Source organism: Streptomyces sp. NPDC058092 (assembly GCF_042884935.1).
Lineage (GTDB): Bacteria > Actinomycetota > Actinomycetes > Streptomycetales > Streptomycetaceae > Streptomyces.
Window position 1 is genome coordinate 36,758 of the sequence record NZ_JBHVSY010000015.1, and the last position, 13,866, is coordinate 50,623.

Consider the following 13,866-nt stretch of genomic DNA (forward strand, 5'->3'; position numbering starts at 1 on the left):
CGACAGGCCGGCGCCGCAGTAAGCCGGCAGATGGTGTTCAAATCCTCAGGGCCCTGGTGCTGTACGGCGCCAGGGCCCCCGACACGTCCCCCGATCAGAGGTGCACATGACCGCAGACAACCCTCTCGGCCGTCTCGACGACGACGACTACCCCGCCTACACCATGGGACGGGCCGCCGAAATGCTCGGCACCACTCCTGCCTTCCTGCGGGCCGTCGGAGAAGCCCGCCTCATCACCCCGCTGCGGTCCGAGGGCGGGCACCGCCGCTACTCCCGCTACCAGCTGAAGGTCGCCGCCCGCGCCCGCGAACTCGTCGACCAGGGCACCCCGGTCGAGGCGGCCTGTCGCATCATCGTCCTCGAGGACCAACTCGACGAAGCCCGGCGCGTCAACGAAGAACTGCGCCGGTCCGCCGCCGAGTCCCGCCCCGGCTCAGGAGTCTGACCCGCCCACCACCGAAGGGGAGTCGGGCGGCGAGGTCGGCCGCATCAACACCGTCACCCGTCACCCGTCACCCGTCACACCGACGCACTTCGCCGGAACAGCGGCGGCCGTATACGCCGTCGGGGAATGATTGGATGCGGCCTGGCACGGGCCGCCTCGCTCAGCCGACCGCCACCGGCGACGAGCCGCCCGCCACGGCCACGCGGGGTGCCCCGGTACCGTCTGCGGGGACGGTCCAGATGTCGCTCGCCCGGCCGGCCGCGCCCGGGAGCGCGTAGGCAACCGTACCGTCGTCCAGCCAGGCCGCCTGGTCGTCGACGCTGCGGGTCTCGGCGAGCAGCGTCTCGCGCATGGTCCGCAGATCCAGCACGTACAGCCGCCAGGGCGCGGCCGGGTCCTCGGAAACCTTCTTCTTGAAGGCGATCCGGGTGTTGTCGGGTGACAGGGAGGGACACTCGGCGTTCTGCCGCAGCGCCTTCGCCGACCAGTCCCTCATGTTTCCCTCGACGAGGTAGGTGCGGCCCTTGGTGGAGACGGTCGCGTAGAAGCGGTTGTCGTCGCGGGCGAAGGTCACTCCCCAGTAGTTGACGTCGGGGGCGTGGTGGCGGGCACCGTCGATGGTGAGGGGGATGTCCTCGATGGACTTGATGAGGTAGCCGGTGCGCAGGTCGAGGACGGCGGTCCGGGTGGAGAACGCGGTGGTGGCGTACGAGTCGCCCGTGGCGAACACCGTCCAGGACAGCATCCGCCCGGAGGCGGAGACGCGGGCACGGGTGGGGACGCCCGGCACCGTGATCCGGCGCACCTCGCGCAGGTGCCGGTCGAGCACGATCGCGTATGACTTCGGCAGCACCCCGGGCTTGGCGCGCAGACAGAGCGCGCTGTCACCGGAGGCGTAGAACCGGTCACAGGCGGGGCCGCCGGTGGTACGGGCGGCAGTGGTTCCGGCGCGCGGCTGATGTGCGACACGTCCTGAGGCCGTGTCCCGGAAGTACACCGCAGGCCCGGTGAGCGTGAACGAGGCGTCGGCGTCGACTAGTTGCCCCTGCGACCGGTGTCGCGCGTGCAGGACATACCCGACGGAGCCGCCCGCGAGGAGGAGCACCGCGGCCACGACGACGGCGATACGGGCCCGAGGGCCCAGCGGCGCGGCGGAGCTGGGGAACCTGACAATCATGCGGTACGCCTTTCGGAGATCCGGGCTCCGGGCGGGTTGCGCGGCAGCAGTGCCCAGCCGCCCGCGAGCGCGGCGAGCAGGGCCGCAATCGCCGCCCACAGCGCGGGGCGCGGACCCCACGCCGTCCACGCGGCGCCGAAGCCCGCTGCGGCGAGCATCCGGGCCAGCGCCTGGCCGGTCTGGAGCAGGGCGAGTCCACCCGCCCTGCCGTCGGCGGGCAGCACGGGTCCGGCGAGGGCCATCAGCACCCCGTCGGTGGTGGCGTAGAAGACGCCGAGCAGCACGAGGACGGGCACCAGGAGCAGCGGGCCCGGACCGCCGGCCGGGGCGAGAAGCGTGGCGTACACCCCGAGCAGCGCGAGGTGTCCGTACAGGAACGGCAGCCGTCGGCCGGCCCGGTCCGCGATCCGCCCCGCCGGGACCGCGAGCAGCAGGTAGCACGCCGCCGCGCCGAGCGGCAGCAGCGGGAACCAGCCGACGGGGAGGTCGAGGCGGCGCTGGAGCAGGAGGTAGACGAACGCGTCACCGACGGTGGCGGCTCCGAGCAGGGCGGCGGCTCCGAGAATCCGCCGGAACCCGGGATCACGGAGTGCGTCGAATGCCTTGCCGCTACGAGAAGTTGGGCTGGTCGGCGGTGTCGGGTGGGGTCCGGGCACGTACAGGACGAGGAGCAGTACCCCTAGCAGGCCGACGCAGAAGCTGACGACGAACACCGCGTCGTAGGCGTCGGCGGTCGCCCAGAGCAGGGCGAACGCGGCGAGCGGGCCCAGCAGGGCGCCCGTGGTGTCCATCGCCCGGTGCACGCCGAAGGACCGGCCGAGCACCTCGGGCCGGCTGCTCAGGGTGATCAGCGCGTCGCGCGGCGCCGTGCGGATGCCCTTGCCGACCCGGTCGGCGGCGAGGGCAGCCGCGATCCCGGCGGTGGCACCGCCCGCGAGGAGCAGGCCGAGCCGGGAGCAGGCGGAGAGTGCGTAGCCGATCCCGGCGACCCGTTTGTGCCGTTGGCCGCGGTCGGCGGCGTGCCCGCCGACCAGCCGGACGACGGAGGCCGCGCCGTTGAACAGGCCGTCCAGGAATCCGAATTGAAGGGGTGAGAGACCAAGTCCGAGGACGAGGTAGAGCGGCAGCACCGCGGTGACCATCTCGGAGGAGATGTCGGTGACGAGGCTGACCGTGCCGAGTGCCAGGACGGTGCCGGGGACGCGTCGGCCCGCCCCGCCGGTGCGGGGCGGGGCCGACGCATCCCGGCGGCCTGTGGTCGCCAGATACATCAGTGGCAGGCGTACTTCGGGCTGGTGTCCTTGGCCTTGCCGTCGGTGCCGACGTAGCTCCAGCTGTAGTCGGAGTCGGTGAAGTCCAGTTTCAGGACGCCGTATTCACCACTGATCCGCTTCTGGCTGTTGGGCTGGACGTTTTCGATGGGGTACGGTTCGGCGCCGCCCATGCCGCCGACGATCTCGGTGATTCCGTCCGCGGTGGCCTTCCCGTCGGGGTTCTGCGGGGCGAACCGCTCGTAGTGGTGGTCGTGCCCGTTGAGCACGAGATCGGCCTTGGCTCCGTACAGGATCTTCCAGACCGGCCTGCTGACCGGGTCGTTGCCGTGCCCGCCGGAGGAGTACAGCGGGTGGTGCCAGTAGGCGGCGATGCACGCCTTGCCGTTCTTCGCGAGGTCGGCCTTGAGCCAGTCGATCTGGGCGCTCTGGTCGAAGGAGTTGGAGTCGAGGGCGACGAAGTGCCAATTGCCCTCGTCGAAGCTGTAGTAGCTCTTGCCCTGGGGGTACGCGATCGCCCCGAAGTACGTCTTGTAGCCGACCAGTGACCCGGCCGGATCGTACGTCTCGTGGTTGCCCGGTACCGGATGCGTCCTGTCCTTGAAAGCGCCCCAGGTCTTGTCGTAGTAGGCGCGGTAGTCGGTGATCCGGGCGTCGTCGTACTGGTTGTCGCCCATCGTCAGATAGAACTTCGGATTGATTTGCTGGGCCAGTGCGGCGGTCTTGGGGTGGGCGCATCCGCTGTCGGAGGCGGTGCACTGGGCGGCGATGTCGCCGGCGGCGACCACGGTGAAGGCGCCGGTCGGCGGGGGCGCGTCGTCGAATGTGCCGTACACCTCGGTCTCGTACAGCGAGTAGCCGTAGGCGGTGCCGCGCGCGGTGCCGTACACGCGCAGGTAGCGGCCCTTGCCGGCGAGGGTGGGCCAGTCGTCGGTGCCGCCGTTCCCGGCCGTCTCGTCGGCGAGCCGGGTCCAGGTGGTGCCGTCGGCGGAGATCTCGATCCGGTACGCCTTGGCGTACGCGGCCTCCCAACTCAGTTTCACTCCAGTGACGTTGGCGGTGGCACCGAGGTCGACGCGGATCCACTGCGGATCCTTGCCCTCGGCGCTCGCCCACCGGGTGGCCGGGTCGCCGTCGAAGGCTTTCTGCGGGCCGAGGCCGGAACTTTCGCTGGAGGACGCGGTGGCGGGCTTGCCCCGCGAGATGAGGGGGTCGGCGGCGGCGCCGGCCCGGTCGGGGTAGGCGAGCAACAGACCGCCGACGAGGAGCAGTACGGCGGCGATGACCACGCCCACCGTACGGCGCCGCGTGGGCGTGAGGAGCGGAGTTGAGCCGTTCAGGTGCATCCCTGGACTCCTGGCCTTGGGGGTGGCGAGAGCTGGGCATCGGTGCGTGACCTCGCGCCCCGGCCCGCGCGGGCAGGGGGCGGCATCGTGGTGGCCGGGCCAGAGCTCTCACTGAGCGCGTCATGCCACGGGGGTGGGGCACCGCGCCAAGCCACCGCCCGGCATGCTAGCGAACAGTAAACTTTCCTACCAGTCCCCCAACTCCCCTCACTCCGCTTCCCGTTCAGTACGGGCGGCACGGCCGGCACCGCTTCGTCGACCGCGCGGGCGGTCGCGGGTGCTGTTTCGTCGCTCCCTGGGCGAAGCCGTTGTAGATGTAGCGCTGGAGAAAGAGGAAGACGAGCAGCGTCGGCAGGATGACGAGGATCGCACCGGCCGAGATGTCCTCCCAGTGGGCGCCGAACGGACCCTTGAAGCGGAACAGGGCGGTGGAGATCGTGCCGAGGTTCTCCGAGTGCATGTACAGGAACGGGATGTGGAAGTCGTTGTAGGTCGTAATGCCCTTGACGATGACCACCGTGGATATCGCCGGCTCGAGCAACGGCAGGATGATCTTCCGGTAGATGGTGAGGGTGTTCGCCCCGTCGAGCCGGGCCGCCTCGTCCAGCGAGGTGGGAATGGACCGGATGAACTGCAGGAAGATGTAGATCGACAGGATGTGTTCTCCACCGTTTGGGACTCTCATGAGAGGCCTCACCCCAGGTGGTGGCGGGCGGTGATGCCAGTTCTGGGTCCCCCAGTGGTTCGCGTGTTGAGAGCGCGGCTGCTGGGTGCGTGTTCACTCGCCGGGGTGCCCACAATGTCGACCTGATTGCCACCAGAGCAGTAGCGGAAGGCATGCCTGCTCGGCGGTGCAGGCCCTCTTCTCCCGAAGCTGCCGCGAAGTGACAAGTAGCTCTCCGTAGCGGACGTGGGGTGTGCTTGTCAGCGTTTTCGATCTTCTGGGCTAATCGAGGGCCGTTTCCATCTGTCGAATCGCCTCGTTGGCCCGTAAGGCAGTTCCAAACCAAGGAAGGTGGCGATGTCATGCATTTCGGCACAACCCTCCAGCGAGGAATTCGAAGCCGGATCGGCGTACTGACCGCCCTAGCCCTGCTGGCCGGCCTCAGCATCACAGTCACACCAACCGCACAAGCCGACCCCAGCGACCCCTACTGCGGACACAAAGTCGTAGGAGACATCGAGAAAAGGTACACCGAGATGAAAGGCCGCACTGGGCCGCTCGGATGCCCCCTCACCGACGAACTGGTCAACCCCGACGGAGTCGGCCGACGAACCCAGTTCGAACACGGGACGATCTACTGGTCCCCCCGCACCGGAGCATGGCCCGTCTGGGGAGACATCGGCGAGTACTGGTGCAGCGACGGGTGTGAGCGAGGGCCGATGGGTTACCCCACCTCCTACGAACACGAGGTCGGCAACGAAATCCAGCAACGCTTCCAGTGCGCAGTGATCCACTGGAAGCGAGTTTCTGACACGGCAACGAAAGCCTGGAGAGTCAACACCTGTGTCTGACCAGGTAGTTGAAAGGCCCCCGGGTTACTTGAGTTCTAGTGGTCGTTGCAACACCCCAGCTCAGGGGATGCAATGGAATTCGAGATACGCAAGGACCGGGGGCCGCAGGGGCGGAAGAAGCTGACCCGTGAGCGGGCGGCATACTTCCAGCTCATGCAGCAGGGCTACAGCAGTAGGGAAGCCTGCCGGATCGTTGGCATCGACCGGCGGACGGGCAAGAAGTGGCGCAACGGATCACATGCGCACATCGGCAAGAAGAAGGCGACGCCTCCGATCCACCAGGAGGCGCCGCCTTCTGGCCCGTCCCGCTACCTGCGTGAGGCCGATCGCATCCACATAGCCGACCGGCTCGGGAGAAGGCCACGATCCGCGCGATCGCCGCCGAGCTGGGCCGCAGCCCGTCCACCGTCAGCCGCGAGATACGCCGCAACCGGCACCCGGGCAACGGCCAGTACCGGCCGCACGCCGCCCAGGCCCGCGCCGATACCCGCCGGCCCCGCCCCAAGGCGGGGAAGATCGGCCAGAACCCCGAACTGCGGGATTTCATCCAGGACCGCCTGAGCGCACGCTGGAGTCCCGAGCAGATCTGCAACGCTCTTCGCACACGGTTCCCCGACCGCCCGGAGATGCACGTGACCCACGAAACGGTCTACCAGGCCCTCTACGTCCAAGGCCGCGGAGAACTCCGCCGCGAACTCACCAAAGCCCTGCGGACCGGACGCGCCCGCCGCCGCCCCCACCGCCAGGCAGCCAAGCGCCAGCCCCGGTTCACGACCCCAATGGTCATGATCAGCGACCGCCCCGCTGAGGCCGAAGACCGGGCCGTCCCCGGACATTGGGAAGGGGACCTCATCATCGGCAAGAACAGCGGATCGGCGATCGGCACCCTCGTCGAACGCAGCACCCGATACCTGATGCTGGTCCACCTGCCCGGCGACCACAGCGCGGCAAGCCTCCGCGACGCCCTGACCGACACCGTGAAAACCCTGCCGCCGCACTTGGTACGGTCCCTCACCTGGGACCAGGGCTCCGAGATGGCCGCCCACCACGCCTTCAGCATCGCCACCGACATCCCGGTCTACTTCTGCGACCCCGGCAGCCCCTGGCAGCGCGGCTCGAACGAAAACACCAACGGCCTGCTCCGCCAGTACTTCCCCAAGGGAACCAACCTCGCTACCCACAGCCGCGAGCACCTCGACGCCGTCGCCGCCGAACTCAACAGCCGCCCACGCAAAACGCTCGGCTGGGAAACCCCAGCCGAGCGCCTGTCTAAACTGCTCGCAGCCTGATCAACCGACCACGTGTTGCAACGACCCCTCGAATTCGCCTTACACCGGGGGCCTTTTCGTCATCGATGCCACCCGCATCGGGCACCGACTCCTCGGCCTCTGCCCGGCCCTCGACGGCGCCGCGGCGGTCCCGGCCCAGCGCAAGGCCCGCCGTGAGTACGAGAACCGCGTCAACCTGCATGCCCCCACTACGGACCTCGGCAGTCAGTCACGCTCCGCTACATGACGGGTAACGGCAGCTTCACGAATACAGGGCCGAACCCGGCGGTGCCGGCCCGCCCGGGTGCGCCGCGCCACCGCCATCCGGCTTCCGTGTCAATTCTGTCCGTGTTGCTGCGGGCGTCGGGGCCCCGGACAACTGCCCGGCCTACGCTCAGCGCTTCCGCCAGTGCTTCCGCTCAGCTCTTCCGCTCACTCAGGACGCAGAACTCGTTGCTCTCCGGGTCGAGGAGGGTCACCCAGTGCTGCTCGTCCTGCACGGTGTCGGCGCGCCGGGCACCGAGGGAGAGCAGCCGGGCGACCTCGGCCTCCTGGTCGTCGGGGCGGAAGTCGGGGTGGAGCCGGTTTTTCGACGTCTTGCCCTCGGGGACAGGCACGAAGAGCAGCCCCGGCATCTGGTCCGGCTCAGGCCGGATCTCGATGATCTCCTCGAATTCGTCGACCACTACCCAGCCGAGAGCCTCGGCCCACCAGCGCCCGAGAGCGACGGGGTTGGCGGAGTCGACGATGATCTGTTCCCATTCCAGTGCCATGGGCCTGAGCATAGACAGGACCGGCGGCCCACCCGTCCCTCCGTCGAGGGGCGGGCCGCCCCGGCGGCCCTGGCTCATCATCTCCCGGCAGTGACAGGAGAGGGAGTCCTGGCTCAGACACCAGCCGCAAAGTAGCGGTGGATCACGCCTCTGCGGTCGCGGTGGCCTGCTCGTCGTGTTCGCGCAGCATCCGCATGACGGTAGCCGGTGACGGGTGCTGGCCCTTCTTCTTGCCGCTGGTGATGACGAGCTTCGCGGCCATGTCGCGCAGGCTCAGACCTTGATCCCGGTAGTGCAGGGCCATGGCGAGCATGTCCGGGTCGGCGACGGTGGCGCCGCCGATGGTCTTGCCGCGTTTGCGGGCGGACTCGTGGCCTTCGAGGGTGCGGTCGCGGATGTACTCGCGTTCCATGCCGGACAGCGCGGCGAGCACGGTGAACACGACCCCGGAGGGATCGTGCTGGCCCTGGAGCTCTCCGGTGAGGAACTCCAGCCCGACCTCGGACGTTTTGAGTTCTTCGGCGAGCGTGGCGAGGTCGATGCCGCGGCCGAGGCGCTTGTGCTCGTGGACGACGAGGGTGACCGCGACGCCGGAGGCGCGCAGTTCCCGCGCGAGCGTGACGGCCCTGTCCAGCTCGGGCCGCTTCGTGACCCGGGTGGAGATCTTCTCCGAGAAGACCCGGGTCACCCCGGCCTCGACGAGGGAGTCGAGCTGGGCGTCGAGGGACTGCCGGGCGGTGGAGGCGCGGGCGTAGCCGAGGCGGACGTGCCCAGTCGGCTCGGCGCCGGCGGCACGCGGCCACGGCAGCTCCACCCAGGCCGTGCCGGGCTTGCGTACGGGCGGGGTGGGCACGTTGAGCGTCTTGGCGAGCTGAGGCACCAGGCGGAAGCGGGCGGTGTGGTACTGCACGGCGACCTTGCCCTTGCCGGTCCGGCACGGCGAGCCGGCCGGGGCGGCGCAGGACGACATCGGGCAGGTGTGCGCCTCAACGAGGGTGTGCGGGTCCGGACTCACCCCCGGATCGTTTCATGAGGGTGTTTCATCTGTCCCGCTGTTTGCAACAACTCATGAAACAAGGTCGCCGCAGGTCGTGCGCCGCGGGTCGGGGTGTTTCACAGGCCCAGAGGGGCCTGCCCCCACTTTCGTGCCCTCCTCAGGCTGCGGTCGGCTTCTCGCGCAGCAGCAGTCCCGCGGTCACGGCGACCACGGCCGCGGCCAGCCCGTGGACGCCGAACGCGGTCGCCGCCGAGCCGTCCTGGTTCAGCACGATCGTCATGTCGCCGAGTGGGACGACGGCCATGGCCGCCATCGCCACCCCGAGCGCCTTGCGCTGCCCGGCCAGCAGCACCGCGAGGATTGCCAGGCCGAAGCCGATGTCCCGCATGCCCTTGACTGCCAGGAACCCCTCCCCCTGGTCTTGCGGCCAGGTCGGCAGTCCGAACCCTTCTGCCGTCGCCTGGGGCGCGAGCAGGTAGCTGATCCCGGTGTACACGAGGAACAGGCCGCCCAGGACAGCGAGGACGGTGGCGAGGCGCTTCATGGTCATGACGGGTCTCCAGCGGGTGTCGTAAAGCAGGGTGGGGCAGGAAGAGAGCGGTATCGGCAGCGGGCATCGCCTCGTCTCGCGAGGCATCGCAACCGCATCGCTGACAGTGGGGAGCGGGCTGGGACTTCGTCCCGTGGCCCAGAGAGGTCCCGGTATTGTGCCGACCGATGTCGCGATGGCCGGGGCGGCTCGGCTCGCCGGTTTCGGCGATGCCGCGCATGTGGTGGCCGAGCCGGGGCCGGCGGCGCGGCGGGGACCGGCCCTTGGCGTTCGAGGTTTTCGGCGCGCCGGCGACGGTGACCGCGCCCGGCGGCGCACCGGGCGCCGGGTGGTCAGGGGCGGATGATGTAGCGGCCGCGGAGGCCGCCCTTGGCGGTGGCCCGGTGGGCGTCGGCGGCCTGGTCCAGGGAGACGACCGCGTGGACACGAGCCGGGAGTTCGCCGGCGGCGGCGCGGGCCAGGAGGTCGGCGATGCGGGCGCTGTCGGAGACGGTGAACAGTGCGGCGGTCGAGATCCCGCGCTCGGCGGCCGGCGCGAGACCGGGCCGCAGGCCGACGTAGGAGCCGCCGTCGCGGACCAGCTTCACCGCCTCGTCATTGAGCTGGGCGGCGTCGACGACCGCGTCCCATCCCGACTCGGCGTCCGCGGTGAAGCCGGCGCCGAGGCCGCGGACGAACTCCTCGTCGTCGGCGCGGGCGAGCCCGGTCACCTGCCAGCCGCGTTCCCGGGCGAGGACGGCGACGTTCGCCCCGACCGCCCCCGCGGCGCCGGTCACCAGCAGCCGGCCGGCCCCGGCGGGCGCGTCGCCGAGCAGGTCGACGACCTGCGCGGCGGCCAGCCCGTTGAGGGGGACCGTGGCCGCGGCCGGCAGGTCCAGGTCCTCGGGGACCGGGACGGCGTCGGTCGCCGCGACCACGATCTGCTCGGCGTACGTGCCGTAGTCGCGGTCGAATCCGACCACCAGGCCGGCCACGCGGGTGCCGACGGCCAGCTCGACGCCCGGCCCGGCCGCGTCCACGACGCCGGCGAACTCCCAGCCCAGGCCGGTGTGCTCGGGCTGCTGGACCAGGCCTAGAGAGTGGAAGAAGCCCGCCGCGACGCCCAGGTCGGTGGGGTTGACCGTCGCCGCGGCGACGGCGACGCGGACCTGGCCGGGGCCGGGCTCGACGACGGGAACGTCGATGACCTCGATCGAGTCGGGGCCGTTCGGGACGCGGACGACGGCGGTGCGGAAAGTGGAGGTGCCCATGGCTGTGTTCCTTTGCGGTGGGGTGGTTGTGGCTTGACGACCGGGCGGGTGGACCCGTGGGCTCAGGCGAGGGCGGCGACCAGCAGGGTGAAGGCGGCGATGATGACGGCGACGCGGGCGTAGTGGTAGCGCTCCCAGCGGTTCAGCTGCTGCTGCCAGTCGGCGGGCCGGTTCTCGGGGGTCCAGGTCTTGTTGCGGTTGTTGATCGGGACGAGCAGCAGGACGGACATGAGGACGCTGGTGACGAGGAGGCCGGCGGCGGTGACGACGAGCGGGGTGCCGTCGTGGCCCCATGCGGCGATGGCCCAGGCGGCGCTGAGGAGGACCGAGCCGATGTACCAGAAGGGCATGAGGGCGCCGAGCATCCGGCCGCCGTGCGCGTGGCCGAGTTGGCCGCTGTCGCCGGGCAGGGCGTCCAGGATCCGCTTCATGATGAAGACGACGCAGACCTCGACTCCGACCATCAGGCCGACGGTGACGGTGGTGAGTACTTGGAGTGTGCTGAGCATGACGACCCCTCCGAGATCTAGCGTTGCTATGTGATGGTGCAACGCTAGTACTACTGCCGCTCTCTTGTCTAGCGATGCTAGGATCGAGTCATGTCGGTACAGGAACGCAAGCAGCGCGAACGGGCGGGGCGCGAGCGCCTCATCGTGGCGACCGCCCGCGAAGTCGCCGAGCAGCAGGGCTGGGACGCGGTCACCACCCGCCGGCTCGCCGAGCGCATCGAGTACAGCCAGCCCGTCCTCTACAGCCACTTCCGCGGCAAACGCGAGATCATCGGCGCCGTCGCCCTCCAGGGTGCCGCCGAGCTGGCCGCGGCGGTGCGGGCCGCGACCGCCGCCGCGAAGAGCCCGCGCGAGCGGGCCGCCGCCCTCGCCCGTGCCTACCTCGACTTCGCCGCACACAACCCGGCGGTCTACGAAGCGATGTTCCAGCTCGACGGCGGCCTGGCGTTCGCGCGGGAGGACACCCCGGAGCCACTGAAGGACGCCTTCGCCGCGCTGCTGGAGAGCCTGGGCGAGGTCGCCGGGGACGGTGTCGAACCGGGGCTGTTCACCGAGGTGTTCTGGGCGTCCCTGCACGGGATGGCGACCCTGGCCCGATCGGGACGGCTGCCGCCGGAGTACACCGAGTCGAGGCTGGAGCTGCTGGTGGACCGGCTCGCCGTGGTCTGACACAGCCTTGCCGCCGGTTCCTGAACCGCCGCCCGCGCCGGGACGAACAGATCCCGGACACAGGCGGCGACTGTCTCAGGACCGCGCGGCGACGGCTTCGACGCTGCCGTCGTGCATCGACTCACCGATGCTGCTGTACCGCTGTTCCTCGGGGAGTCGGGCCTGCACGACCCTGCCGGGCCCGCCGTTGCGATCGGCGCGCGTCCCTCTTCGGCTTGTACCGGCCCATCTCCGCCTCCTGGTCGTCGTCGTGGTGCTCAACGCGGCAGGCCAGTGCCAGGGATTGGGTCAACGGAGGTAGAACGACACCCGACGGGACGCCTGAGCGCAAGCACGTGCTTTCGGAACGACGAACGGCAGGACCCGACCGGGGGGCCTGCCGCTCGTAAGTCGATGCCTCGGCCGGCTACCCGGCGCCGTACCGGACATAGACGCCCGTGATCAGTTACAGAGAGCTACTTGGGACTTCGCCGTAGCTATACGAGCGCGGGGCCTCCTCAGCGGCCCGGGCTACCGGCGAACTGGCCATCACATACGGTCTGCGGCATGACAGCAGAGGATTTGAAGGCCCCAGCGCCCCGGGTGCAGTTGGTCATTGGCATCATCCGCCAAGGCAACGAGATCCTGCTCGTGCAAGAGAGCCTCGGCATCGACGGCGAGATTCTCTGGTCCCTCCCCGGCGGCGGAGTCGAGGACGGCGAGCTCATGCACGAAGCTCTCCGGCGCGAACTGCAGGAGGAGACCGGGCTGCTGGTGGGCGACCCGGTACGGACAGCATTCCTCATGCACATCGACTCCGAGCAGCACCCTTCGGCGTTGGCCGCTGCCTTCGAGATCGACGAGTGGTCGGGGGACGTCGCACCGGAGGACGACGACATCAAACAGGCCGCCTTCTTCCCCCTGCCTGACGCCCTGAAGCTGCTCGGCGAGCTGGACAGCGCAACGCAGCGGGAGCCCATCGTCGGCTATCTGACCGGGGCCATCGCGCCGGGGACCACCTGGCTGTACCGCAATCGAGGGAAGGAGGAAACGCTTGTCGCCCGCTGGTGACGCCAGACAGTGGCCACCACATGAAGATTACGATCTACAGCTGGAGTACTAGTTAACGATCATGGTGGATGTCGTAGGCAAGATCCACGTCCGGCTCCATGTATGGATAGGGGTCCTTGGACGTCACGATCTCAAGTGGCAGTTTCGCGGTCTCCAGCTCGTCTGTTTGCAACGAGAGCCCGCAGAAGGGGCAAAAGAACTCATCTGGGTGCAGCACCAAGACAGGTTCTGTCGAGTCTTCGGCGTCGATTTCCTCGTTGTCGTCCGCCCACTCGACATCCAGCCGACCAGTGAGCCAGCCAGATTGTGAGCATGCCGGGCACTGGGTCTTTTCTGCGCTGTCTTCGTGGTAGCCCGCCGTCGAGCTGAGGGAAATCGCCTGGAGCAACATCAGGCGCTCGGGTTCGAGCAGGGATCCGAAACGAGTGGCGAAGTCGGTCTGCGCCTTGGTGATCTTGATCGCCAGTGCGATCTCCAGCTCGTCGGCCCGCTCCGCAACCATTCGGTCATGCAGAGGTTCGTAGCGTCCCCAGAAGTCGGCTGGATCAACATCAAGGGCAGCCAGGAGCGGGTCAACAACCTGGAAGCAGATACTGATGGCGTTCTGAGCCTGATCGCTGTCGTGCTGGCCAAGGTGCGCGACGCCGTTGCGGGCGTTCGCCAGGCCGCTCGCGAACTTCCCTTCGTCCAGCTTCAGTTGCTTGGGAAGGAGCTTGCGGCAGCGCCCGTAGGCGACAACGACTCCGAGAGTCTTGATCTGGCTGGCAGCAGTTGCCCTTGAGCCATGGCCAGTCGCGTGAAGCAGGGAGTCGAAATCCTTGCCCTCAACAAGAAGGGCCGGGTGGAGTGAGGCGAGATACGCCTTCAGGGTGTGCTCAGTGGCGACGCCCAGGTGATGGACCGCAAAATCGAAGTCGCCAGCCCCCCGGGTGAAGGCCCCGAGGCCGGCATGCATCCATCGTTTCGCTGAGGCTATGAGCTCGTCCCGATTCATGGACCGACGGTAGCGAGGCGTCAACGAAACCGTGGGGTGATTTTGTCAATCC

13 protein-coding genes and 2 pseudogenes are annotated in these 13,866 nt (G+C 69.0%); 5 read left to right on the plus strand and 10 right to left on the minus strand.

What is annotated here, in order from left to right:
• Positions 1 to 106 precede the first annotated feature (106 nt).
• Positions 107 to 445, plus strand: coding sequence for a MerR family transcriptional regulator (locus ACFVV1_RS24025; protein ID WP_389992638.1), 339 nt, complete (start codon positions 107 to 109; stop codon positions 443 to 445).
• Between the two features lie 160 nt (positions 446 to 605).
• Here the strand turns inward: ACFVV1_RS24025 and ACFVV1_RS24030 are convergent, their stop codons facing one another.
• The 4 genes and pseudogenes from ACFVV1_RS24030 to ACFVV1_RS24045 all read right to left on the minus strand — a co-directional run.
• A complete protein-coding gene (locus tag ACFVV1_RS24030; protein ID WP_389992641.1) occupies positions 606 to 1,622 on the minus strand; it encodes a TolB family protein in 1,017 nt (338 codons plus the stop codon).
• Positions 1,619 to 2,893, minus strand: a complete 1,275-nt coding sequence (locus ACFVV1_RS24035) for an MFS transporter (protein ID WP_389992643.1) — start codon at positions 2,891 to 2,893, stop codon at positions 1,619 to 1,621. Before ACFVV1_RS24035 ends, ACFVV1_RS24030 begins: the two co-directional genes overlap by 4 nt.
• On the minus strand, positions 2,893 to 4,239 hold the full coding sequence (locus ACFVV1_RS24040; RefSeq protein WP_389992646.1) for a discoidin domain-containing protein: 1,347 nt from the start codon (positions 4,237 to 4,239) through the stop codon (positions 2,893 to 2,895). The genes ACFVV1_RS24035 and ACFVV1_RS24040 overlap by 1 nt, the downstream gene beginning before the upstream one ends.
• Before the next feature lie 283 nt (positions 4,240 to 4,522).
• Positions 4,523 to 4,906 (minus strand): annotated as a pseudogene (locus ACFVV1_RS24045) (carbohydrate ABC transporter permease); the annotation flags it as partial.
• 359 nt (positions 4,907 to 5,265) lie between these two features.
• Here ACFVV1_RS24045 and ACFVV1_RS24050 point away from each other — a divergent pair.
• Together ACFVV1_RS24050 and ACFVV1_RS24055 are read left to right on the plus strand one after the other, a co-directional pair.
• Positions 5,266 to 5,754, plus strand: a complete 489-nt coding sequence (locus ACFVV1_RS24050; protein ID WP_389992649.1) for an LGFP repeat-containing protein — start codon at positions 5,266 to 5,268, stop codon at positions 5,752 to 5,754.
• A 329-nt stretch (positions 5,755 to 6,083) separates the two neighbouring features.
• Positions 6,084 to 7,043, plus strand: a pseudogene (locus tag ACFVV1_RS24055) (IS30 family transposase); the annotation flags it as partial.
• A 398-nt stretch (positions 7,044 to 7,441) separates the two neighbouring features.
• On the opposite strand, the gene ACFVV1_RS24060 reads toward ACFVV1_RS24055, so the two are convergent.
• The 5 genes from ACFVV1_RS24060 to ACFVV1_RS24080 form a co-directional block, all read right to left on the minus strand.
• Positions 7,442 to 7,795, minus strand: coding sequence for a VOC family protein (locus ACFVV1_RS24060; RefSeq protein ID WP_389992652.1), 354 nt, complete (start codon positions 7,793 to 7,795; stop codon positions 7,442 to 7,444).
• A 142-nt stretch (positions 7,796 to 7,937) separates the two neighbouring features.
• Positions 7,938 to 8,810 (minus strand): recombinase family protein, encoded by an 873-nt coding sequence (locus ACFVV1_RS24065; RefSeq protein WP_389992655.1) that lies wholly within the window; start codon positions 8,808 to 8,810, stop codon positions 7,938 to 7,940.
• 139 nt (positions 8,811 to 8,949) lie between these two features.
• A complete protein-coding gene (locus tag ACFVV1_RS24070) occupies positions 8,950 to 9,342 on the minus strand; it encodes a DUF4267 domain-containing protein (protein WP_389992658.1) in 393 nt (130 codons plus the stop codon).
• A 332-nt stretch (positions 9,343 to 9,674) separates the two neighbouring features.
• On the minus strand, positions 9,675 to 10,592 hold the full coding sequence (locus ACFVV1_RS24075) for an alcohol dehydrogenase catalytic domain-containing protein (protein WP_389992661.1): 918 nt from the start codon (positions 10,590 to 10,592) through the stop codon (positions 9,675 to 9,677).
• Positions 10,593 to 10,654: 62 nt separating this feature from the next.
• The gene (locus ACFVV1_RS24080; protein WP_389992664.1) at positions 10,655 to 11,101 is read right to left on the minus strand and encodes an anthrone oxygenase family protein; all 447 of its coding nucleotides are present in this window, start codon (positions 11,099 to 11,101) and stop codon (positions 10,655 to 10,657) included.
• A 90-nt stretch (positions 11,102 to 11,191) separates the two neighbouring features.
• Between ACFVV1_RS24080 and ACFVV1_RS24085 the strand changes: the two genes are divergently transcribed.
• Both ACFVV1_RS24085 and ACFVV1_RS24090 read left to right on the plus strand, forming a co-directional pair.
• The gene (locus tag ACFVV1_RS24085; RefSeq protein ID WP_389992666.1) at positions 11,192 to 11,770 is read left to right on the plus strand and encodes a TetR/AcrR family transcriptional regulator; all 579 of its coding nucleotides are present in this window, start codon (positions 11,192 to 11,194) and stop codon (positions 11,768 to 11,770) included.
• 546 nt (positions 11,771 to 12,316) lie between these two features.
• Positions 12,317 to 12,820: an NUDIX hydrolase gene (locus ACFVV1_RS24090; RefSeq protein ID WP_389992669.1), complete on the plus strand. Its 504-nt coding sequence runs from the start codon at positions 12,317 to 12,319 to the stop codon at positions 12,818 to 12,820.
• A 52-nt stretch (positions 12,821 to 12,872) separates the two neighbouring features.
• Here the strand turns inward: ACFVV1_RS24090 and ACFVV1_RS24095 are convergent, their stop codons facing one another.
• Positions 12,873 to 13,814: a hypothetical protein gene (locus tag ACFVV1_RS24095; protein ID WP_389992672.1), complete on the minus strand. Its 942-nt coding sequence runs from the start codon at positions 13,812 to 13,814 to the stop codon at positions 12,873 to 12,875.
• Positions 13,815 to 13,866 lie beyond the last annotated feature (52 nt).

Excerpts from the sequence above, each read along its gene's own strand:
- ACFVV1_RS24025 (WP_389992638.1), top strand. The coding sequence starts at position 107 with ATGACCGCAGACAACCCTCTCGGCCGTCTCGACGACGACGACTACCCC.
- ACFVV1_RS24070 (WP_389992658.1), bottom strand. The coding sequence starts at position 9,342 with ATGACCATGAAGCGCCTCGCCACCGTCCTCGCTGTCCTGGGCGGCCTG.
- ACFVV1_RS24080 (WP_389992664.1), bottom strand. The coding sequence starts at position 11,101 with ATGCTCAGCACACTCCAAGTACTCACCACCGTCACCGTCGGCCTGATG.
- ACFVV1_RS24050 (WP_389992649.1), top strand. The coding sequence starts at position 5,266 with ATGCATTTCGGCACAACCCTCCAGCGAGGAATTCGAAGCCGGATCGGC.
- ACFVV1_RS24090 (WP_389992669.1), top strand. The coding sequence starts at position 12,317 with ATGACAGCAGAGGATTTGAAGGCCCCAGCGCCCCGGGTGCAGTTGGTC.
- ACFVV1_RS24075 (WP_389992661.1), bottom strand. The coding sequence starts at position 10,592 with ATGGGCACCTCCACTTTCCGCACCGCCGTCGTCCGCGTCCCGAACGGC.
- ACFVV1_RS24095 (WP_389992672.1), bottom strand. The coding sequence starts at position 13,814 with ATGAATCGGGACGAGCTCATAGCCTCAGCGAAACGATGGATGCATGCC.
- ACFVV1_RS24085 (WP_389992666.1), top strand. The coding sequence starts at position 11,192 with ATGTCGGTACAGGAACGCAAGCAGCGCGAACGGGCGGGGCGCGAGCGC.
- ACFVV1_RS24060 (WP_389992652.1), bottom strand. The coding sequence starts at position 7,795 with ATGGCACTGGAATGGGAACAGATCATCGTCGACTCCGCCAACCCCGTC.
- ACFVV1_RS24035 (WP_389992643.1), bottom strand. The coding sequence starts at position 2,893 with ATGTATCTGGCGACCACAGGCCGCCGGGATGCGTCGGCCCCGCCCCGC.
- ACFVV1_RS24040 (WP_389992646.1), bottom strand. The coding sequence starts at position 4,239 with ATGCACCTGAACGGCTCAACTCCGCTCCTCACGCCCACGCGGCGCCGT.
- ACFVV1_RS24030 (WP_389992641.1), bottom strand. The coding sequence starts at position 1,622 with ATGATTGTCAGGTTCCCCAGCTCCGCCGCGCCGCTGGGCCCTCGGGCC.